Here is a 19,592-nt window from a genome sequence, read left to right as displayed (position 1 = left end):
GCGGCCAGGGTTGCGGATATTACGGCGCCGGATTCACCAGAATCTGGCCAATCGAGCCGCGGTCGGCGAGTTCCAGCGTCTGGCTCAGGTACTGGAACGGGAAGTGCGGCCAGGAAGGCTGATTGTAATACACCAGCAGTTCTACCTGCCCGTCGATCCATACGGTATCTTTCCAGCCTCGGTCTTCCGGGAACGGCATCGTTCCATTAACGTTACGGATCTGGAACATCACGCCTTCAATATGGAACGACTGCGGGCGGTCGGCGCGAACGGTCCAGCGCTCCCACGTTCCCTGCTGGGCGGTGATATCAATACGCTGCGGATCCCACAGTTGGCCATTGATGCCGGGGTCGTCGCCGAGCGTAATATCGCGGCTGCGCAGCGGCGTGCCGGAGAGCAGCTCGGTCGGCAGCAGCCGCACCGGCAGGCTATCGGTAACCAGCGGCAGCAGGCCGGTCGGACGCAGCGTCAGCACCAGCGTGGAGATCAAAATGCTCGACGGCTCGAAGAAACCGCGGATACGGTCGACGATGCTCGCCGCTTCGCCGCAGGTAATCGACACTTCATCGCCGTTGGTCATATCCACCAGAATTTCTCGCCGCTCGCCGGGGGCCAGCGACAATTGCTTAAGTGAGACCGGCGCCGGCAGGAAGCCCTGATCGCCTGAGATAACGTGCAGCAGACGACCATCGCTCATCTGCAACTGATAGCGGCGCGAGTTAGACGCATTCAGCAAACGCAGTCGTACCCAGCCGCGAGAGACTTCGACATACGGCCCCTGCGCGCCGTTGACCAACAGGGTATCGCCAACGAAGCCGCCGCTGCCCGGTTCGCTATATTCCGGGGTGCCGAAGTTATCCAGCCGCTTATCCTGAATAATCACCGGGAAGTCATCAACGCCGTAGTGGTTTGGGATCGGCAGGTTTTTGCTGACCTCGTCTTCCACCAGCCACATTCCCGCCAGACCGTTGTAAACCTGTTTCGCCATCCGGTTCGGGGTATTCGCCTGATACCACAGCGTGGCCGCGCCCTGGCGGATCGGCAGCACCGGCGCCCAATCCGCATTCGGCGACATCATGCGCGCCGCGCCGCCAATCAGCGGCCCCGGCACCTGCAGGCCGCGAATCGTCATGGCGACGTTTTCGGTCAGGCGGTTACTGTAGATAAGTTTGACGTCATCGCCATTCCAGACGCGAATGGTCGGCCCCAGGTAGCGGCCATTGATGCCCCATACCGGCGCGCGCGTGCCCTGGGTGAATGACCAGTGGGAACGTTGCAGGGTCAGAAACAGCGGCTGACCGCGACGGGATTCCAGCAGAGGCGGTATGGGGAGCGCCGGCTGCTGGCCGGCGGCATGAGCCTTCAGCGGCGCGGCGCCCGCGCACAGCGCTACACCTGAAGCCTTAATAAACTGACGCCGACTGAGTGACATATTAACTCCATGAAATACTGACAATGCAAAAAGGGAATTCGTTTCCCGCCAGCAATACGCTCGCGTTCGCGGCGTTTCCTGTATTATTTCTTTCCAGCCGCTTCGCGCTCGGCCACTTCTTTATCCAGCTCGGCGATTTTAGCGGACATCAGCTCGCGGCAGTGTGTCGCCAGCGCGCGCACGTTATCTTTACCAAACTGGCTGGTATCGACCGGCGGCAGCATCTCGACAATCACCAGACCGTTGTTCCAGCGATTGAGTTTAATTTTGTTCGATGTATTCGACACGCATACTGGAATAATCGGCACGCCAGCGGCGATGGCCGCGTGGAACGCGCCGGTTTTAAAGGGCAGCAGACCGCGGCCGCGGCTGCGGGTTCCTTCCGGGAACATCCAGAACGAAATTTTACGCTTTTTAAACGCATTCACCACTTCAGCAATAGTGCCGTGCGCTTTGGTTCGGTTATTGCGATCAATCAGCAGGTTGCCCGTCAGCCAGTAAAGCTGGCCAAAGAACGGGATCCACAACAGGCTTTTTTTACCCACGGTAACCGTCGGCGGCTGCACGATGTTCGACGCTGTCACCATATCATAGTTGTTCTGGTGGTTAGCGATGTAGATCGCATTGCCGTAGCTTTCCGCGTCCGCAGGCTTACGCAGCTCGACTTTCAGGCCGAATACCGGGGACAGACGGCCAAACAGATGACCAAACGTCGCGACGTGCTTAGGGTTGCGCGGGCTGAACAAGCAGTAAAGACTGCCAAATATGCACACCACGATGCAATAAATGACAACAAAAATTAGTCGAAAAATAAATAACATAGCTTCCTCTGAAACCCAAACCGCTTAGCGTTATCCCTGTAGAATAACAGGTTCAGGACACCGCAGCCCTCTCAACGCGGGGCGGAAAATCTCCGCCCCTGGAGGACATGTTAATCGCAATGCCTGAATAAACAACGATTTTGCGGCAAATTTTCGCATCCTCCAGCCAGGTGAAGGATGCGGGTCTTACTCTTCGCTGTCGCCAGCCGAGGCGCGGCGCGGGGAGTCGATCTCCACGCGGTCGATTTTTTGCAGGCCGCGCATCAGCGAACCGCGACGACCGCGCTCGCCGGTGACTTTTTGCAGCTCTTCCGGACGCAGTTTGATCTTACGCTTGCCGACGTGGATAGTCAGCGTGCTCTGCGGCGGCAGGACAAACAGATGCGCCAGACCATCCTGGCCGGAGGCAGCTTCCGCAGATGGAATGTTGATAATCTTGTTGCCTTTGCCTTTCGACAGCTGCGGCAGGTCGCTCACCGGGAACATCAGCATGCGCCCGGCGTTGGTGATCGCCAACAGCATATCGGCATCGTCTTCAATGACCAGCGGCGGCATGACATGCGCGTTCTCCGGCAGCGTAATCAGCGCTTTACCGGCGCGGTTGCGCGCCACCAGGTCGTTGAAGGTACAGACGAAACCGTAGCCGGCATCGGAAGCCATCAGCAGCTTCTGATCGTCTGCCTCCATCAGCATATGTTCTACGCTCGCGCCCGGCGGCAGCGTCACTTTACCGGTGACCGGTTCGCCCTGGCCGCGGGCGGAAGGCAGCGTAATCGGGTCAATGGCATAGCTGCGCCCGGTGGTATCAATGAATACCACCGGCTGGTTGCTCTTGCCTTTCACCGACGCTTTCCAGCCATCGCCGGCTTTGTAGCTCAGCCCCTGCGCATCGATATCGTGACCTTTGGCGCTACGCACCCAGCCCATCTGCGACAGAACGATAGTGACCGGCTCGGACGGCAGCATATCGTGCTCGCTCATCGCCTTCGCTTCTTCGCGCTCGCGCAGCGGCGAACGGCGATCGTCGCCGAAGGTATCGGCATCGGCCTGCAGCTCTTTCTTCAGCAGGTTATTCATCTTGCGCTCAGACGCCAGAATCGCCTGCAGCTGATCGCGCTCTTTTTCCAGCTCGCTCTGCTCGCCGCGGATCTTCATCTCTTCCAGCCTGGCGAGATGACGCAGTTTTAATTCCAGAATCGCTTCCGCCTGGGTTTCGCTGATGCCGAAGCGGGCAATCAGCGCCGGCTTCGGTTCATCTTCGTGGCGGATTATCTCAATCACTTCATCAATGTTGAGGAACGCGACCAGCAAACCTTCGAGGATGTGCAGGCGCTTGAGGACTTTTTCCAGACGGTAGTTCAGGCGGTTACGCACGGTATCACGACGGAAGGTCAACCACTCCGTCAGGATTTCAAGCAGGTTTTTCACCGCCGGACGGTTGTCCAGGCCGATCATGTTGAGGTTGATGCGGTAGCTCTTTTCCAGATCGGTGGTGGCGAACAGGTGGTTCATCACCTGCTCCATATCCACTCGGTTGGAACGCGGCACGATCACCAGACGGGTCGGGTTTTCATGATCCGACTCATCACGCAGGTCATCAACCATCGGCAGCTTTTTGTTACGCATCTGCGCGGCGATCTGCTCCAGCACGCGCGCGCCGGACACCTGATGCGGCAGCGCGCTAATCACCACCGCGCCGTCTTCTTTCGCCCACACGGCGCGCATGCGCACCGAACCGCGGCCGTTCTGGTAGATTTTGCGAATTTCCGCGCGCGGGGTAATGATTTCCGCTTCGGTCGGGTAGTCCGGCCCCTGCACGATATCCAGCAGCTCATCGAGGGTGGTTTTCGGTTTTTCCAGCAGCGTAATCGCCGCCTGCGCCACTTCACGCAGGTTGTGCGGCGGGATATCGGTCGCCATACCAACGGCGATGCCGGTGGTGCCGTTCAGCAGAATGTTCGGCAGACGCGCAGGCAGCATTTTCGGCTCCTGCAGCGTACCGTCAAAGTTCGGTACCCAATCGACGGTGCCCTGGCCGAGCTCGCTGAGCAGCAGCTCGGCGTATTTCGACAGACGGGATTCGGTGTAACGCATCGCCGCGAAGGATTTCGGATCGTCCGGCGCCCCCCAGTTCCCCTGCCCGTCCACCAGCGGATAGCGGTAAGAGAAAGGTTGCGCCATCAGCACCATCGCTTCATAGCAGGCGCTGTCGCCGTGCGGGTGGTATTTACCCAGTACGTCGCCGACGGTGCGGGCGGATTTTTTGAACTTGGCGCTGGCGTTCAGGCCCAGCTCGGACATTGCATAGACAATGCGGCGCTGAACCGGCTTTAAGCCATCGCCAATAAACGGCAATGCCCTGTCCATGATGACGTACATGGAGTAGTTCAGGTAGGCATTTTCCGTGAATTCATGTAGCGCGAGGCGCTCTGCCATATCGCTCATTAATCGTGGATCCTCAATCTGGGACGCGGCCATTGCGGCGGCAAAACTACCCGCGATAATACCCGATCTCACGCCCTGAGTCACAGGAAGTGAGATCGGTTAAAGAGGATGAGGATATCAATCAGGCTAACGGTAAATAAATATCGGTGCGGAGTTCATGCTCGCCAACTTCATGCACAAAATTGAGGTAGCGGAAGTACACCGGAAAATCCCTTAGCGTCTCCCCGGAGGCGGGCAGCCAGTCGCGATAGAGAAACCAGACGCTTTGCGCCAGCGTGTCCAGCGAACCGTGATGGCGGGCCACTGCGCAACGGCCTGCCGGGATCTCGCCGTTAATCACGCCAAACGCGTTTTCGCTAATCGGTCGCTCAACGGTGCCGCAGATATCAAAACGAAACGCGTCGCCTGGCGTTGTTTGCGGATCGTCCCAGGCAATGCCCCAGGTTTCGCTGGTGGCGACTGGCGACAGCCCGCTCGTTTTGCGCCATGCGATAAAACGCGCGGCGGTGGCGTTGACCAGGTCCGGGCTCCCGCGATGTTGCAATACGGCGATCCTTGTGGCTGGAAATTGAATAATGTTGACGTCCATCGAAGTTTGCTCCTGTAGCGTATGTTTCGGTACGCGCCGATGCCACTCGCCCCAATCCGGTCGCTGACGGAACTGAGTCGGGCTTTGATCAAACGCGGTACGGAAGGCGCGACTGAACGACTCCGAATTTTGAAATCCGGCATCAAAGGCAATATCGATGATTTTATCCTGCGGGTTGAAGGCCAGGCGCCAACAGGCGCGCCGCAGGCGTAACCACTGAATATACCGGTACAGCGGAACGCCGGTATACGCGCTAAATTGCCGGTGAAAATGGTAAGGCGAGCTATACGCAATCGCGCTCAGCGCCTCCAGCGTTAGCGGCTCATCAAGATGGTTCTCAATGTACAAACAGACTCGCTGAAAACGCCCGACGTACGCCGGGCTGGCCTTAATATCGTTCATCGTCTCCTCCACGCGACACACTCTGCCAGAGCGAGGATAGCGATTCCTGACCGATCTTGCGCATTCTGGCGCGGGCGTTATGGCGTGATTTTACGGATCTGCTTCACGTCGATCTCGACCGAGTTCCAGTCTTTATCGACTTCACCCTGAATTTCTACCGTATCCTGCGGGCCGACGGTCACGCCGTTCCAGCGCTTGTGGTCGATATCGACGTTCACCACGCCGGAGGCATCCTGGAATTTATACAGGTCATCAGAGATGCGCTCGACGATTTTACCGCGCAGGGTCACCCAGGTGTCATCACGCAGCGACTTGGCGTTCGCCACGGTGGTCACCGCGCCGCTCGGCCCGGTGAAGCCGCCGGCCTGCGTGGTGGTGGTAGTCGACGGCCCGGTGAAGCCACCCTGCCCGGCGGCCAGTACCGGCATGGAAACCAAAGCAATAATCGCGGTCATCGCAGCAATTTTTTTCATCTTATATTCTCCCTTTTGTGTTGGTATGGCTCCTATTACGCCTGACAAAACTTAACGACTTCTTAAGCGGAAAAAAGAAATTTTAATGCTGTACATCCCCTGCTTCAACGCGGTTTACTGCGCAAAGAAACGGGATCGGCGGAGGGAAACATGCGCATATTATTGGTAGAAGATGACAAACTGATCGGCGACGGCATCAAAGCCGGGCTGAGCAAAATGGGCTTCAGCATCGACTGGTTTACCGCAGGCCAGGAGGGTAAAAATGCCTTATATAGCGCCCCTTACGACGCCGCGATACTTGACCTTACCCTCCCCGGCATTGACGGCCTCGATATTCTGCGCGAATGGCGCGATAAAGGCCGTAATGAACCCGTGCTGATCCTCACCGCCCGTGACGCGCTGAGCCAGCGGGTTGAAGGGCTACAGCTCGGCGCCGATGACTATCTGTGTAAACCCTTCGCCCTGATTGAGGTGGCGGCGCGTCTCGAAGCGCTGATCCGCCGCGCTCACGGCCAGAGCAGCAGCGAGCTACGCCACGGCAAGGTGAGCCTCGATCCAAACCGCTTAACCGCCAGCCTCGACGGCGAAAGCCTGGTGCTGAAGCCGAAGGAGTTCGCCCTGCTGGAACTGCTTATGCGCAACGCCGGGCGCGTATTGCCGCGTAAGCTTATCGAGGAAAAGCTCTATAACTGGGACGACGAGGTCTCCAGCAACGCGGTGGAAGTACACGTTCATCATCTGCGCCGCAAACTCGGCAGCGGTTTTATCCGCACCGTGCACGGCATCGGCTATACCCTGGGTGACGCATGAAACGACTCGCCCGTTTAAGCCTGCGCCTGCGACTGACGCTGCTGTTTGTCCTGCTGACCAGCGCCGCCTGGGGGATCGCCTGCGTGATCGCCTGGCAGCAGACCAGCGAAAAGCTGGATAAGCTGTTTGATACCCAACAACTGCTCTTCGCCCGCCGCCTGAGCGCGATGAATGTCGATGAGCTACAGGCGCGACCGACGCAAATCCGCGAAAAGAAAAAAGTAAAACACGGCCATCTTGATGATGACGCGCTGGCCTTCGCTATCTTCACCCGCGACGGGAAAATGGTGCTCAACGATGGTGAAAACGGCGAAGATATTCAATGGGGATCGCAACGCGAAGGCTTCAGTGACGGCTATCTGCGCGGCGATGACGACGAATGGCGCTTCTTGTGGTTGACCACCGCCGATGGCCGACATCGTATCGCCGTCGGTCAGGAGTGGGATTATCGCCGGGAGATGGCGGTGGATATCGTCACCTCGCAGCTCACGCCGTGGCTGGTCGCGCTGCCGCTGATGTTCCTGTTACTCATTGTGCTATTAAGCCGCGAGCTGGCGCCGTTGAAGAAACTGGCTCGAACCCTGCGCCAGCGCGCGCCGGACTCGGCGGAACGTCTGTCGGACGACAAAATCCCTTCGGAAGTTCGCCCGCTGGTCGATGCCCTGAATCAGCTATTCAGCCGTACCCACGAAACCATGCTGCGCGAGCGCCGTTTTACCTCTGATGCCGCCCACGAGTTGCGCAGTCCGCTGGCGGCGCTGAAGGTGCAAACCGAAGTCGCCCAGCTTTCGATGGACGATCCCGAAGGCCGCGATAAAGCGTTGGCGCAATTACATCAGGGCATCGACCGCGCCACTCGGCTGGTCGATCAATTACTTACGCTGTCGCGTCTGGATTCCCTCGCGCAACTGGATGACGTGCAGCCGGTCGCCATCGACGACCTGCTGCAGTCGGCGGTGATGGAGATGTATCACCACGCCCAGCAGTCCGCCATTGAGCTACGCCTGCATCTGAATGCCAGCAATATCGTCCGTACCGGCCAGCCGCTGCTGCTCAGCCTGCTGGTACGCAATCTGCTGGATAATGCCGTGCGCTATAGCCCGCGCGGTAGCCGGGTGGATATCACGCTTTCCTCCCGCGAGTTCCGGGTTCGCGACAATGGTCCAGGCATTAGTCCGCAAGCCCTGGCGCGCATTGGCGAGCGTTTTTATCGCCCGCCGGGCCAGGACGCCCCCGGCAGCGGATTAGGCTTATCGATCGTTCGCCGCATCGCCTCGCTGCACGGAATGCGGGTTGATTTTGCTAACGCGCCGGACGGCGGCTTCGAGGCACGCGTTTACTGGTAGCCTCATTATTGCCAAACATGCAAAAGACTTTGCACATTTTGCTCATTTTACTGCCCCGCTTCGCGGGGTAAAATTGCTGACAAATTTAATAGATTGAGGGCAAAAAATGAGCAACATCCTGATTATCAACGGGGCGAAAAAATTCGCTCACTCTAATGGCCAATTAAACGACACCCTGACCGAGGTCGCGGATGGTTATCTGCGCGACGTCGGGCATGATGTTAAAATCGTCCGCGCGGAAAGCGAGTACGATGTAAAAGAAGAAGTGCAGAATTTCCTGTGGGCCGATGTGGTTATCTGGCAGATGCCGGGCTGGTGGATGGGCGCGCCGTGGACCGTGAAAAAGTACATGGATGACGTCTTCACCGAAGGCCATGGTTCTCTGTACGCCAGCGATGGCCGTACCCGCTCTGATGACAGCAAAAAATATGGCTCCGGCGGGTTGATTCAGGGCAAACAGTATATGCTGTCGTTGACCTGGAACGCGCCGATGGAAGCTTTCACCGATAAAGATCAGTTCTTCCACGGCGTCGGCGTTGATGGCGTTTACCTGCCGTTCCACAAAGCCAATCAGTTCCTTGGCATGAGCGCGATGCCGACCTTTATCGCCAACGACGTGATTAAAATGCCTGACGTTCCACACGTCATCGCAGAATATCGCAAGCATCTGGCCGAGATTTTTGGTTAACTAGATGTCTACACTCGCTGTTATTCAAGTCACTAACCTTGAAGTATGGCGAGTTTACACACAGAAGGAGTTGAGTTAACCATGTTAACAGTGATTGCCGAAATTCGTACCCGTCCGGGCCAGCACCACCGTCAGGCGGTACTGGATCAGTTCGCTAAAATTGTCCCTGTGGTACTGCAGGAAGAGGGTTGCCACGGCTACGCGCCGCTGGTTGACCACGCCGCCGGCGTGAGTTTCCAGACCTCCGCCCCGGATTCGATCGTCATGGTCGAGCAGTGGGAAAGCGTCGCGCATCTCGAAGCGCATCTGCAAACGCCGCACATGAAGGCTTACGCCGAAGCGGTAAAAGGCGACGTGCTGGAAACCAGCATCCGCATTCTGCAGGCTGGCGTATAAGCCCGGCAAAAGCAAAAAAGGGAGCCTGGGGCTCCCTTTTTCGTATCTGGCGGCTGACGTCGGCTTAGGCTTCGAGATCCGCCATATCGCCTTTTTCCTGCAGCCAGTTGCGGCGGTCTTCCGAACGCTTCTTGGCCAACAGCATATCCATCACCGCGGTCGTTTGCTGCTCGTCTTCATCGGTGATGATGAGCTGCACCAGGCGGCGGGTATTCGGGTCGAGCGTGGTTTCACGTAGCTGCATCGGGTTCATCTCGCCCAGCCCTTTAAAGCGCTGTACGTTCGGCTTGCCTTTCTTACGCTTCAACTGCTCCAGCACGCCGGCTTTTTCTTCTTCCGTCAGCGCGTAGTAAACCTCTTTACCCAGGTCGATACGATACAGCGGCGGCAGCGCGACGTACACGTGCCCCTCTTTCACCAGGGTACGGAAATGCTTCACGAACAGCGCGCACAGCAGGGTAGCGATGTGCAGACCATCCGAGTCGGCATCGGCGAGAATACAGATTTTACCGTAACGCAGCTGGCTTAAATCATCGCTATCCGGGTCGATACCAATCGCCACCGAAATGTCGTGCACCTCTTGCGAAGCGAGCACTTCATCGGAAGAGACTTCCCAGGTATTCAGGATCTTGCCTTTAAGCGGCATGATCGCCTGATATTCACGGTCGCGCGCCTGTTTCGCCGAACCGCCCGCCGAGTCCCCTTCGACGAGGAACAGTTCGGTGCGGTTCAGGTCCTGCGCGGTGCAGTCCGCCAGCTTACCCGGCAGCGCCGGGCCGCTGGTGAGCTTTTTGCGCACTACTTTCTTGGCGGCGCGCAGGCGGCGCTGGGCGCTGGAAATGGCCATTTCCGCCAGCAGCTCCGCCGCCTGTACGTTCTGATTCAGCCACAGGCTGAAGGCGTCTTTAACCACCCCGGAGACGAATGCCGCGCACTGACGCGACGACAGACGTTCTTTCGTCTGCCCGGCGAACTGCGGATCCTGCATCTTCACCGACAGTACGTACGCGCAGCGATCCCAGATATCTTCCGCCGACAGCTTCACGCCGCGCGGCAGGATATTGCGGTATTCGCAGAACTCGCGCATCGCGTCGAGCAGACCCTGACGCAGACCGTTAACGTGGGTACCGCCCTGCATGGTCGGGATCAGGTTGACGTAGCTTTCGGTCAGCAGTTCGCCGCCTTCCGGCAGCCACAGCAGCGCCCAATCCACCGCTTCCGTTTCGCCGGAGAAGTTACCGACAAACGGTTTTTCCGGCAGCAGCGGCAGGCCGTTGACCGCCTCGCACAAATAATCATTAAGGCCGTCCGCATAACACCAGCGCTGTTCGCTGTTGTTCACCTGGTCGCGGAAAACAATTTCCACCCCCGGGCACAGCACCGCTTTCGCTTTTAGCAGGTGAGTTAGCCGCGAGACGGAGAAACGCGGGCTATCGAAGAAGCTTTCATCCGGCCAGAAATGGACGCTGGTCCCGGTGTTGCGTTTACCGCAGGTGCCGGTGACGCGCAGGTCTTCAACTTTTTCCCCGTTCTCAAAGGCGATGCTGTAGACCTGGCCATCGCGGCGCACGTTGACTTCCACGCGTTTAGACAAGGCGTTGACGACCGAGATCCCTACCCCATGGAGGCCGCCGGAGAACTGGTAGTTTTTGTTAGAAAACTTCCCGCCCGCGTGCAGCCGACAAAGGATCAGCTCAACCGCCGGAACCCCTTCTTCCGGGTGGATATCAACCGGCATCCCGCGTCCGTCGTCAATGACTTCCAACGATTGATCGGCATGAAGGATGACCTCCACGCGTTTGGCGTGACCGGCCAGTGCTTCATCCACACTGTTATCAATAACTTCCTGACCAAGATGGTTAGGACGGGTTGTGTCGGTGTACATTCCCGGGCGGCGGCGAACCGGCTCAAGCCCGGTGAGTACCTCAATGGCATCAGCGTTATATGAAGATTGCGTCATGGTGTGTATTCGTAGGTCGTTCTGAACCGCTTAGCGCAGGCCCAGAAAATCGATAATCTGGGTGAAATGATCTTCAAAGCCAACAAATGCGTGATTACCGCCCTCCTCGACCGTTTGACGGCAGGAGGCGAAGTAGTCAACAGCCTGGCGGTAATCAAGCACTTCATCGCCCGTTTGCTGCAATAACCAGATAAGGTCAGGCGCTTCCAGCGGGTCGATATGCATGACTTTAAGATCGTAAATATGGCGAGACTCTAGCACATATTGCTGCCCGGTGTACGGATTCTCATTGGGGCCAAGAAAATTGTTCAGCAGTTCAAATGGCCGCACCGCCGGGTTAACCACCACCGCCGGCAGCATAAAACATTGCGACAGCCAGGTGGCGTAGTAGCCACCCAGCGACGACCCCACCACGCCTAACGGCTCGCCGCCGTGCTCCAGCACGATAGCTTCCAGCATCTCTGCCGCCTGCGCCGGGAAAGCAGGCAGTTCCGGCACCACCATGTTAATTTCCGGGTGGTGCTGCGCCAGCCACGTTTTCAGCGCCGTCGCTTTTGCCGAGCGCGGCGAGCTGTTAAATCCGTGCAGATAAAGAAGAGTAGACATCAGTATCCTTCTGAAGCGATATCCGGGTGAAACTCGGCGCCGCTGAGACGACAGACTTCAGTCGTCAACGCGCCATCGGGATGCAGCTCCAGCCAGCGCCAGCCTGGAGAGACGGTATCGAGGGTGAAATTAGCGCAGTGCGGCTTAAACTGCACGCAGGTCGATGGCGTCGCCATCATCCGCCGCCCGTTCCAGTCGAGATCCAGCTCCTGGTGAATATGGCCGCATAGCAGGTGCTTAACCCGCGGATAGTTGCTCAGGATTTGGTCTAACGCCCCGGCATTGCGCAGGCTATGCTGATCGAGCCAACTGCAACCCGCCGGCAGCGGATGATGATGGAGTAACAGCAGCGTGTAGCGCTCAGGTTCAGCATTCAATTGATGCTCAAGCCACTCCAGTTGGAAATCGCTCAGCTCGCCGTGGGGCACCCCGAAGACCTGGCTGTCGAGCAGCAGGATTTGCCAATGGTCGCCCAACAGGACGCGTTTGGCGGGGGAGATGCCGGCATCGTGCAGCGTGCTGTACATCGCCGGTTGGAAGTCATGGTTTCCCGGCAGCCAGACGCAGGGTGCGGCAAAGCTCGCGATGCCTTCAGCGAAATGCTGATAGGCCGCGGCGGAGTGGTCTTGCGCCAGATCGCCTGTTGCTACAATCAGGTCGCATTCACGCTGTGAGGCATGTATCGCATCCAATACAGCCTGATAACTTTCCCAGGTATTGATACCCAACAGCGTTTCATGTTTTTCAGCAAACAGGTGAGTATCAGTAATTTGTAATATCCTGACTCTGGCCTCACCAGCCAGAGGTAGGTTTAACAGGCTTTCCAAATGGTGTCCTTAGGTTTCACGACGCTAACAAACCGGAATCGCCATCGCTCCATGTGCTAAACAGTAACGCAGCCAGTCGGCCAGAAACTGATTAATTTGATGCTTTTCGTCGCGTTGATGCAACTTTTTATTAGGATAATCATATCTCGCTTTGAAGCGAAAAATCTGCTGACTTGAACACACTTCAGCCACCATCGCGTCGTGGTACAGGCGCACCGTCATTGACGGCAGGCTCCAGTAGCTTACCGCAGGCTGGGTCTGTTCTATTGTCACCAATGTAGTGTAGCGGGTCGATTCGACCACCGTTAATCGGTATTGCGCCGCACCCACCTGATAGTTCGCCATATCGCCGACCGCCTCAGTGCGAGGCAACAGGCGGCGCAGCTGGGCGAAATTGGTTTCGCACAGGCGCATCATTTCCGGGAAGTCAGGTGTATAACGCTTCATATTATTTCCACTCGTTTCGTAAGCTATGATAATGCAGCTGCAGCCATTGCAGGGCGATGACAGAAGCCGCGTTGTCGATTTTCCCCTCTTCTACCCACTGGTAAGCCTGTTCCCGGCTCACCACATGCACCCGAATATCCTCGTTTTCTTCGGCCAGGCCGTGAATGCCTTTTGCCGTCGATGCATCAACTTCGCCCACCAGGATCGATAATCGTTCGCTGGTGCCGCCTGGGCTTGCCAGATAGCTTAATATTGGTTTGGTACGCCCAACTTCAAGCCCGGCCTCTTCCAGCGCTTCGCGGCGGGCGACATCCTCTACCGTTTCGCCTTCTTCTATCATCCCGGCGACCATTTCCAGCAGCCACGGGCTCTCGCTGGTATCATAGGCGGCAATGCGGATCTGCTCGACCAGCACAACTTCATCACGTACCGGGTCAAAGGGTAGCAAGACCGCGGCGTGCCCGCGCTCAAAAATTTCGCGGGTCACCTCGCCGCTCATCCCGCCGTTAAACAGGCGATGGCGAAAACGATACAAATCGAGCGAAAAAAAACCGCGATAAAGCGTTTCGCGTGCAATAATTTCTACATCGTTTTTAGAGAAGGTAATTCCCTGCTGATTGGGTTTGCTCATTGTCTGTGTCCTGCTCATCCGAAAGTAGGGATTTATAGGCCGTTTGGCTACCGTTTTACAGCCTGTATGTTAGATTGGTGCAAATTACCGCCCTATGGCACGTAACGCCAACTTTTTACGGCGACAGAGTCGATACAATCAGCGATTATTTTTAGAATTTGAGTAGCGCTAAATGCTTCACAACAAGGAATGCAAATGAAGAAACTTTTTCCCATCCTTATCGGCCTGGGCCTGACTGGCTTCAGCGCCATGAGCCAGGCAGAGAACCTGTTGCAGGTTTATCAGCAGGCGCGTATTAGCAACCCTGATCTGCGTAAATCGGCAGCCGATCGCGATGCTGCATTCGAAAAAATCAACGAAGCGCGTAGCCCATTACTGCCGCAACTCGGTCTGGGCGCGGATTACACCTATACCAGCGGGTTCCGTGATTACAAAAACCAGAACTCCAACGTCACCAGCGGTTCACTGCAGTTAACGCAAACCCTGTTCGATATGTCGAAATGGCGCGCGCTGACCCTGCAGGAAAAAGCGGCGGGCATTCAGGATGTCACCTATCAGACTGACCAGCAAACGCTGATCCTGAATACCGCGACGGCTTACTTTAAAGTTCTGGCCGCAATCGATACGCTCTCCTATACCGAAGCGCAGAAACAGGCCATCTACCGCCAGTTGGACCAAACCACCCAGCGCTTTAACGTGGGCCTGGTTGCCATCACCGACGTGCAGAACGCCCGTTCACAATACGACGCCGTGCTGGCAAATGAAGTGACCGCGCGTAACGACCTCGACAACGCCGTGGAAGAGCTGCGTCAGGTCACCGGCAACTACTATCCGGAGCTGGCGTCGCTGAACGTTAACGGTTTCAAAACCAACAAGCCGCAGGCGGTGAACGCGCTGCTGAAGGAAGCGGAAAACCGTAACCTGTCGCTGCTGCAGGCGCGTCTGAACCAGGATCTGGCTCGTGAGCAGATTCGCCAGGCGCAGGATGGTCATTTGCCTACCCTTGATTTGAATGCTTCTACCGGTGTCTCTAATAACCGTTACAGCGGTTCCAAAAACATTACCCAGGACGCCGATGTCGGGCAAAACAAAGTCGGCCTGAGCTTCTCCCTGCCGCTGTATCAGGGCGGGATGGTTAACTCGCAGGTGAAACAGGCGCAGTACAACTTCGTCGGCGCCAGCGAGCAGCTGGAAAGCGCGCACCGCAGCGTGGTGCAGACCGTGCGTTCGTCGTTTAACAACGTGAATGCCTCCATCAGCAGCATCAACGCTTACAAACAGGCGGTGGTCTCTGCGCAGAGCTCCCTGGATGCGATGGAAGCGGGTTATTCGGTGGGTACACGTACCATCGTTGACGTGTTGGATGCGACCACCACGCTGTACAACGCCAAGCAGCAGCTCTCCAACGCCCGTTATAACTACCTGATCAACGAGCTGAACATCAAGTCCGCTCTCGGCACGCTAAACGAGCAGGATCTGATTGCGCTGAACAACACGCTGGGTAAAGCGATCCCGACTTCACCAGACAGCGTCGCGCCGGAAAACCCGCAGCAGGACGCCGCCGCTGACGGTTATGCGAACACCGCCTCCGCACAGCCGGCTGCCGCCCGTACGACGAAGACCAGCGGTTCCAATCCGTTTAGTCACTAATCGTTGAATGCGATTACGTCTCGTCTGGCCTTCGGGTCAGGCGGGCGTAAAACGTAAGACAACGTAAAGACCCCCGCTTTTCCCCTCTTTCGCTTCAATTTCCACCACTCATACTCTATCCTGAGCGTTGACAAACGCACTACCACTGGGTCCTGGAAGACAAATATGAAACGGACAAAAAATATTAATCATGCGTCGTTCCGCAAAAGCTGGAGCGCTCGCCACCTGACGCCGGTCGCCCTTGCCGTCACCGCCGTCTTTATGCTCGCCGGTTGCGAAAAAACTGACGAGACGGTTTCTCTGTATCAGAACGCCGATGACTGCTCCGCGGCTAACCCAAGCAAAGCCGCAGAGTGCACCACCGCCTACAACAACGCGGTGAAAGAAGCAGCGCGCACCGCGCCGAAATACGCCACCCGCGAAGACTGCGTCGCCGAGTTCGGCGAAGGCCAATGCCAGCAGGCACCGGCTCAGGCGGGCGTCGCCCCGGAAAACCAGGCGCAGGCGCAAAGCAGCGGCAGCTTCTGGATGCCGCTGATGGCCGGTTACATGATGGGCCGCCTGATGGGCGGCGGCATGGCCGCGCAGCAGCCGCTGTTTAGCTCGAAAAACCCGGCTAGCCCGGCCTACGGCCAGTACACCGATGCCAGCGGTAAGAGCTATGGCGCGGCGCAACCGGGCCGTACCATGAACGTACCGAAAACCGCGATGGCGCCGAAACCGGCAACCACCACGACTGTCACCCGCGGCGGTTTTGGCGAATCTGTTGCTAAGCAATCGACGATGCAGCGTAGCGCCGCGGGCTCCAGCTCCTCTTCACGCTCGATGGGCGGTTAAGCGGCATGGAAAGAATCAGCATTACCGAGCGCCCGGACTGGCGCGAGAAAGCGACCGAGTATGGCTTCAATTTTCACACCATGTACGGCGAGCCGTACTGGAGTGAAGAGGCCTACTACAAGCTGACGCTGGCGCAGGTTGAAAAGCTCGAAGCGGTCACCGCCGAGCTGCATCAAATGTGTCTACAGGTCGTTGAGAAAGTGATCGCCAGCGACGAACTGATGACCAAATTCCGCATCCCTAAACACACCTGGGGCTTTGTGCGTCAGTCGTGGAAAACCAACCAGCCGTCGCTGTACTCGCGTCTGGATCTGGCCTGGGATGGCGTGGGCGAACCGAAGCTGCTGGAGAACAACGCGGATACGCCAACCTCACTATATGAAGCAGCGTTCTTTCAGTGGATCTGGCTGGAAGATCAGCTTAACGCCGGTAATCTGCCTGCCGACAGCGATCAGTTCAACAGCCTGCAGGAAAAGCTGATTGAACGCTTCGGCGAGCTGCGTGAACAGTTTGGCTTCCAGCTGCTGCATATGGCCTGCTGCCGCGATACCGTTGAAGACCGCGGCACCGTGCAGTACCTGCAGGACTGCGCGGCAGAAGCGGGCGTCGCCACCGAGTTCCTGTATATCGAAGATATCGGTCTTGGTGAGAAAGGCCAGTTCACCGATTTGCAGGATCAGGTCATCGGCAATCTGTTCAAGCTTTATCCGTGGGAATTTATGCTGCGCGAGATGTTCTCCACCAAGCTGGAAGACGCCGGCGTACGCTGGCTGGAGCCAGCGTGGAAGAGCATTATCTCCAACAAGGCGCTGCTGCCGATGCTGTGGGAAATGTTCCCCAACCACCCTAACCTGTTGGCGGCTTACTTTAGCGAAGATAACCATCCGCAGCTTGAGAAGTACGTCATTAAGCCGATTTTCTCCCGCGAAGGCGCTAACGTGTCAATCGTTGAAAATGGCAAAGTGGTGGAAGCAGTGGAAGGCCCATACGGGGAAGAAGGCACCATCGTGCAGGAGTTTTATCCGCTGCCGAAATTTGGCGATAGCTATACGCTGATTGGCAGCTGGCTTATTAACGACCAGCCTGCCGGGATCGGCATTCGTGAAGATCGGGCGCTGATCACCCAGGATCTTTCGCGTTTCTATCCGCACATTTTCGTCGAATAACGGCCAACCCCGGCAACCTGCGTGGCCGGGGTTTTTTCATGTGCGATAGCTGCCGTTACGCGGCGCCCACTACCACCGACAGCATACTCAGCGATCCCATCTCCATCCCTTCGACCGGGATTGTTATCGGCTCTTCGCCATCCCACGCCCCCAGAATATAGAGCAGCGGCAGGAAGTGCTCAGCCGTCGGGTTAGAGAGCGATCCGCCTTCATGGCTCAGGTAGTTCACCAGCGGATGCTCGTCGACCGGCCCTTTCCAGGTTAAATTCGCTTTCACATAGTCGTTGAACGACTCGGCCCACGGATACGGCGTACTTTCGCCATGCCAGCGCGCGGTACGCAGGTTATGCACCACGTTGCCGCTCGCCACCAGCATAATACCTTCATCACGCAGCGACGCCAGCTTACGCCCCATCTCCAGATGCCACGCCGCGGGCTTTGTGCTATCGATACTTAACTGAACCATGGGAATATCGGCATCAGGATACATTTTGATCAGCACCCCCCACGAACCGTGGTCAAACCCCCACGCCTCTTTATCGAGGGCGACGGGCACCGGCGCCAGTAGCTCAACCAGATGCTGCGCCAGCTCCGGCGATCCCGGCGCCGGGTAGTGCGTATCGTACAAAGCTTGCGGAAAACCGCCGAAGTCATGAATGGTTTTCGGCGCTTCCATCGCCGTCACGCCCGTGCCGCGGGTAAACCAGTGCGCGGAGATAACCACGATAGCTTTCGGGCGCGGCAGTGTTTCACCGAGATGGCGCCAGGCGCGGGTATAGATATTATCTTCCAGCACGTTCATCGGGCTACCATGGCCTAAAAACAACGCTGGCATACGGGTACGGGACATGATGGTATCCTTCAGTAGGGAGTATTTGATTCCTTCACATTACGCGCTTTTACCCGCGGATAAACTCAGATAAGCGTGATGATCATCATCAGAAAATTTGAATGTGAAAACTCTCTCCCTTTTTACCTGCGGAGAAAACCTATTGGCTCGGCCCAGAAACAACAAAGCCCACCGTAAAGTGGGCTTGTCATCAGAACAGCGGCATCTTAGCTGGCTTTGCGATCGTGCTCGCGGCGGTAAGCCACCAGATCTTCAATGGTAACCACGGCCATGTTGTGCTGCTGAGCGAACTTGATGCACTCCGGCGCGCGCGCCATAGTGCCATCGTCGTTAGTCAGTTCACAGAGCACGCCTGCCGGTTTGAAGCCCGCAAGGGTCACCAGGTCAATGGTCGCTTCTGTGTGACCGCCGCGGGTCATTACGCCGCCAGGCTGCGCGCGCAGCGGGAAGACGTGGCCCGGACGATTGAGATCGGAGGGTTTCGCGCCATCGGCAATGGCGGCGCGCACGGTCGTGATGCGGTCAGCGGCGGATACGCCGGTGGTCACGCCTTCTGCCGCTTCAATGGTGACGGTAAAGCCGGTGCCGTAGGCGCTGGTGTTGTTCTCAACCATCATTGGCAGGTCAAGCTGCTTGCGGCGATCTTCGGTCAGGCACAGGCAGACAATACCGCTGCCGTGACGAATGGTCAGCGCCATTTGCTCAACGGTCATGGTTTCGGCGGCGAAAATCATATCGCCTTCGTTTTCACGGTCTTCATCATCAAGCACCATCACACCGCGGCCTTCGCGCAGTGCGTCTAAAGCGTGTTCCACACGTTCAAAAGCGGTACCAAAAGAAGAAAGGAGCGTCTGATTCATGGTAAAAAAACCTCATTAAAATTATGGTTACCAGAATCAGGGCAGTCTTAGGAGTGCCGGTTTAGCGGCAAAAGTCAACGCAAGCGGAACGTAATCCGACTGAGCCGTTACTCTCTCCCATCCGGACTTTAACCGTCGGCCCCGGAATTACACCGGATCTGCTGACCTTCCCGTTTTCACAGGAAGCGCTCGCGGGCTTTCAACGCGTAGGTTGATTTACCGCCGGTGGGGAATTTCGCCCCGCCCTGAGAATAAGCGAGATAACTATAACGCCATTAACTATCTTCATCAATGGCTACTCGCTATACATCTTACATTTGTGGTTTATAGGCGCTCCCGTTCGCACTACAATGAAC

General features: G+C 57.1%; 19 protein-coding genes and 1 riboswitch. Of the genes, 7 read left to right on the top strand and 12 right to left on the bottom strand.

Annotation, left to right across the window (positions count from 1 at the left end; all coding sequences use genetic code 11):
- Positions 1-19: 19 nt before the first annotated feature.
- The 5 genes from ftsP to ABLV66_RS03545 form a co-directional block, all read right to left on the bottom strand.
- Positions 20-1,432 carry a cell division protein FtsP gene (ftsP, locus tag ABLV66_RS03565; RefSeq protein ID WP_045392156.1) on the bottom strand — a complete coding sequence of 471 codons (1,413 nt, stop codon included), beginning with the start codon at positions 1,430-1,432 and terminating at the stop codon, positions 20-22.
- Between the two features lie 83 nt (positions 1,433-1,515).
- Positions 1,516-2,253 (bottom strand): 1-acylglycerol-3-phosphate O-acyltransferase, encoded by a 738-nt coding sequence (gene plsC, locus ABLV66_RS03560; RefSeq protein ID WP_045377717.1) that lies wholly within the window; start codon positions 2,251-2,253, stop codon positions 1,516-1,518.
- A gap of 186 nt (positions 2,254-2,439) precedes the next feature.
- Complete coding sequence (gene parC / locus ABLV66_RS03555; RefSeq protein ID WP_045392162.1) at positions 2,440-4,698, bottom strand: DNA topoisomerase IV subunit A; 2,259 nt, start codon at positions 4,696-4,698, stop codon at positions 2,440-2,442.
- Between the two features lie 121 nt (positions 4,699-4,819).
- Entirely contained in the window at positions 4,820-5,689 is an 870-nt protein-coding gene (locus ABLV66_RS03550; RefSeq protein WP_020077912.1) for an AraC family transcriptional regulator, read from the bottom strand.
- Between the two features lie 77 nt (positions 5,690-5,766).
- Positions 5,767-6,162, bottom strand: coding sequence for a YgiW/YdeI family stress tolerance OB fold protein (locus ABLV66_RS03545; protein WP_045392168.1), 396 nt, complete (start codon positions 6,160-6,162; stop codon positions 5,767-5,769).
- 150 nt (positions 6,163-6,312) lie between these two features.
- Between ABLV66_RS03545 and qseB the strand changes: the two genes are divergently transcribed.
- The 4 genes from qseB to ABLV66_RS03525 all read left to right on the top strand — a co-directional run bounded on the left by qseB (position 6,313) and on the right by ABLV66_RS03525 (position 9,402).
- The gene (gene qseB / locus ABLV66_RS03540) at positions 6,313-6,972 is read left to right on the top strand and encodes a quorum sensing response regulator transcription factor QseB (RefSeq protein WP_348876225.1); all 660 of its coding nucleotides are present in this window, start codon (positions 6,313-6,315) and stop codon (positions 6,970-6,972) included.
- Positions 6,969-8,318, top strand: coding sequence for a quorum sensing histidine kinase QseC (gene qseC, locus ABLV66_RS03535; RefSeq protein ID WP_315711500.1), 1,350 nt, complete (start codon positions 6,969-6,971; stop codon positions 8,316-8,318). Before qseB ends, qseC begins: the two co-directional genes overlap by 4 nt.
- A 106-nt stretch (positions 8,319-8,424) precedes the next feature.
- On the top strand, positions 8,425-9,006 hold the full coding sequence (locus tag ABLV66_RS03530; RefSeq protein WP_020077910.1) for an NAD(P)H-dependent oxidoreductase: 582 nt from the start codon (positions 8,425-8,427) through the stop codon (positions 9,004-9,006).
- A gap of 81 nt (positions 9,007-9,087) precedes the next feature.
- Positions 9,088-9,402: a putative quinol monooxygenase gene (locus ABLV66_RS03525; RefSeq protein ID WP_015369654.1), complete on the top strand. Its 315-nt coding sequence runs from the start codon at positions 9,088-9,090 to the stop codon at positions 9,400-9,402.
- A 64-nt stretch (positions 9,403-9,466) separates the two neighbouring features.
- Here ABLV66_RS03525 and parE read toward each other — a convergent pair whose 3' ends face one another.
- From parE to nudF, 5 genes are read right to left on the bottom strand one after another with little or no spacing between them, the layout of a single operon-like run.
- Positions 9,467-11,362 (bottom strand): DNA topoisomerase IV subunit B, encoded by a 1,896-nt coding sequence (gene parE / locus ABLV66_RS03520; protein ID WP_015369653.1) that lies wholly within the window; start codon positions 11,360-11,362, stop codon positions 9,467-9,469.
- A gap of 30 nt (positions 11,363-11,392) precedes the next feature.
- A complete protein-coding gene (gene yqiA / locus ABLV66_RS03515) occupies positions 11,393-11,968 on the bottom strand; it encodes an esterase YqiA (protein WP_045392174.1) in 576 nt (191 codons plus the stop codon).
- On the bottom strand, positions 11,968-12,795 hold the full coding sequence (cpdA, locus tag ABLV66_RS03510) for a 3',5'-cyclic-AMP phosphodiesterase (RefSeq protein ID WP_045392177.1): 828 nt from the start codon (positions 12,793-12,795) through the stop codon (positions 11,968-11,970). The genes yqiA and cpdA overlap by 1 nt, the downstream gene beginning before the upstream one ends.
- A 24-nt stretch (positions 12,796-12,819) precedes the next feature.
- Complete coding sequence (locus ABLV66_RS03505; protein ID WP_045392180.1) at positions 12,820-13,242, bottom strand: DUF1249 family protein; 423 nt, start codon at positions 13,240-13,242, stop codon at positions 12,820-12,822.
- Position 13,243: 1 nt separating this feature from the next.
- Positions 13,244-13,873 (bottom strand): ADP-ribose diphosphatase, encoded by a 630-nt coding sequence (gene nudF / locus ABLV66_RS03500; protein WP_015369649.1) that lies wholly within the window; start codon positions 13,871-13,873, stop codon positions 13,244-13,246.
- A 195-nt stretch (positions 13,874-14,068) separates the two neighbouring features.
- On the opposite strand from nudF, the gene tolC reads away from it, so the two are divergent.
- The 3 genes from tolC (at position 14,069) to ABLV66_RS03485 (ending at position 17,526) form a co-directional block, all read left to right on the top strand.
- On the top strand, positions 14,069-15,523 hold the full coding sequence (gene tolC / locus ABLV66_RS03495) for an outer membrane channel protein TolC (RefSeq protein ID WP_047043046.1): 1,455 nt from the start codon (positions 14,069-14,071) through the stop codon (positions 15,521-15,523).
- A 165-nt stretch (positions 15,524-15,688) separates the two neighbouring features.
- Positions 15,689-16,360, top strand: coding sequence for a DUF1190 family protein (locus tag ABLV66_RS03490; RefSeq protein WP_045392186.1), 672 nt, complete (start codon positions 15,689-15,691; stop codon positions 16,358-16,360).
- Between the two features lie 5 nt (positions 16,361-16,365).
- On the top strand, positions 16,366-17,526 hold the full coding sequence (locus ABLV66_RS03485) for a glutathionylspermidine synthase family protein (RefSeq protein ID WP_015703515.1): 1,161 nt from the start codon (positions 16,366-16,368) through the stop codon (positions 17,524-17,526).
- Between the two features lie 55 nt (positions 17,527-17,581).
- Here ABLV66_RS03485 and ygiD read toward each other — a convergent pair whose 3' ends face one another.
- Together ygiD and ribB are read right to left on the bottom strand one after the other, a co-directional pair.
- Positions 17,582-18,376 carry a 4,5-DOPA-extradiol-dioxygenase gene (ygiD, locus tag ABLV66_RS03480; RefSeq protein ID WP_045392192.1) on the bottom strand — a complete coding sequence of 265 codons (795 nt, stop codon included), beginning with the start codon at positions 18,374-18,376 and terminating at the stop codon, positions 17,582-17,584.
- Between the two features lie 206 nt (positions 18,377-18,582).
- Positions 18,583-19,236, bottom strand: coding sequence for a 3,4-dihydroxy-2-butanone-4-phosphate synthase (ribB, locus tag ABLV66_RS03475; protein ID WP_015703517.1), 654 nt, complete (start codon positions 19,234-19,236; stop codon positions 18,583-18,585).
- Between the two features lie 105 nt (positions 19,237-19,341).
- A riboswitch (FMN riboswitch) is annotated at positions 19,342-19,493 on the bottom strand.
- Between the last annotated feature and the right edge of the window lie 99 nt (positions 19,494-19,592).

The organism is Klebsiella sp. CN_Kp073 (genome assembly GCF_040065495.2).
GTDB lineage: Bacteria > Pseudomonadota > Gammaproteobacteria > Enterobacterales > Enterobacteriaceae > Klebsiella > Klebsiella aerogenes.
The sequence above is the reverse complement of the archived record's forward strand: the minus strand, read 5'-3'. Positions and strand labels throughout refer to the sequence as shown.

What these genes read in the sequence shown, in the direction of transcription:
- ABLV66_RS03485 (WP_015703515.1), top strand. Translation starts at nt 16,366, where the DNA reads ATGGAAAGAATCAGCATTACCGAGCGCCCGGACTGGCGCGAGAAAGCG.
- qseC (WP_315711500.1), top strand. Translation starts at nt 6,969, where the DNA reads ATGAAACGACTCGCCCGTTTAAGCCTGCGCCTGCGACTGACGCTGCTG.
- ABLV66_RS03545 (WP_045392168.1), bottom strand. Translation starts at nt 6,162, where the DNA reads ATGAAAAAAATTGCTGCGATGACCGCGATTATTGCTTTGGTTTCCATG.
- parE (WP_015369653.1), bottom strand. Translation starts at nt 11,362, where the DNA reads ATGACGCAATCTTCATATAACGCTGATGCCATTGAGGTACTCACCGGG.
- ABLV66_RS03505 (WP_045392180.1), bottom strand. Translation starts at nt 13,242, where the DNA reads ATGAAGCGTTATACACCTGACTTCCCGGAAATGATGCGCCTGTGCGAA.
- tolC (WP_047043046.1), top strand. Translation starts at nt 14,069, where the DNA reads ATGAAGAAACTTTTTCCCATCCTTATCGGCCTGGGCCTGACTGGCTTC.
- plsC (WP_045377717.1), bottom strand. Translation starts at nt 2,253, where the DNA reads ATGTTATTTATTTTTCGACTAATTTTTGTTGTCATTTATTGCATCGTG.
- ABLV66_RS03530 (WP_020077910.1), top strand. Translation starts at nt 8,425, where the DNA reads ATGAGCAACATCCTGATTATCAACGGGGCGAAAAAATTCGCTCACTCT.
- ABLV66_RS03550 (WP_020077912.1), bottom strand. Translation starts at nt 5,689, where the DNA reads ATGAACGATATTAAGGCCAGCCCGGCGTACGTCGGGCGTTTTCAGCGA.
- parC (WP_045392162.1), bottom strand. Translation starts at nt 4,698, where the DNA reads ATGAGCGATATGGCAGAGCGCCTCGCGCTACATGAATTCACGGAAAAT.
- ABLV66_RS03525 (WP_015369654.1), top strand. Translation starts at nt 9,088, where the DNA reads ATGTTAACAGTGATTGCCGAAATTCGTACCCGTCCGGGCCAGCACCAC.
- ftsP (WP_045392156.1), bottom strand. Translation starts at nt 1,432, where the DNA reads ATGTCACTCAGTCGGCGTCAGTTTATTAAGGCTTCAGGTGTAGCGCTG.
- ygiD (WP_045392192.1), bottom strand. Translation starts at nt 18,376, where the DNA reads ATGTCCCGTACCCGTATGCCAGCGTTGTTTTTAGGCCATGGTAGCCCG.
- qseB (WP_348876225.1), top strand. Translation starts at nt 6,313, where the DNA reads ATGCGCATATTATTGGTAGAAGATGACAAACTGATCGGCGACGGCATC.
- ribB (WP_015703517.1), bottom strand. Translation starts at nt 19,236, where the DNA reads ATGAATCAGACGCTCCTTTCTTCTTTTGGTACCGCTTTTGAACGTGTG.
- nudF (WP_015369649.1), bottom strand. Translation starts at nt 13,873, where the DNA reads ATGAGCAAACCCAATCAGCAGGGAATTACCTTCTCTAAAAACGATGTA.
- ABLV66_RS03490 (WP_045392186.1), top strand. Translation starts at nt 15,689, where the DNA reads ATGAAACGGACAAAAAATATTAATCATGCGTCGTTCCGCAAAAGCTGG.
- yqiA (WP_045392174.1), bottom strand. Translation starts at nt 11,968, where the DNA reads ATGTCTACTCTTCTTTATCTGCACGGATTTAACAGCTCGCCGCGCTCG.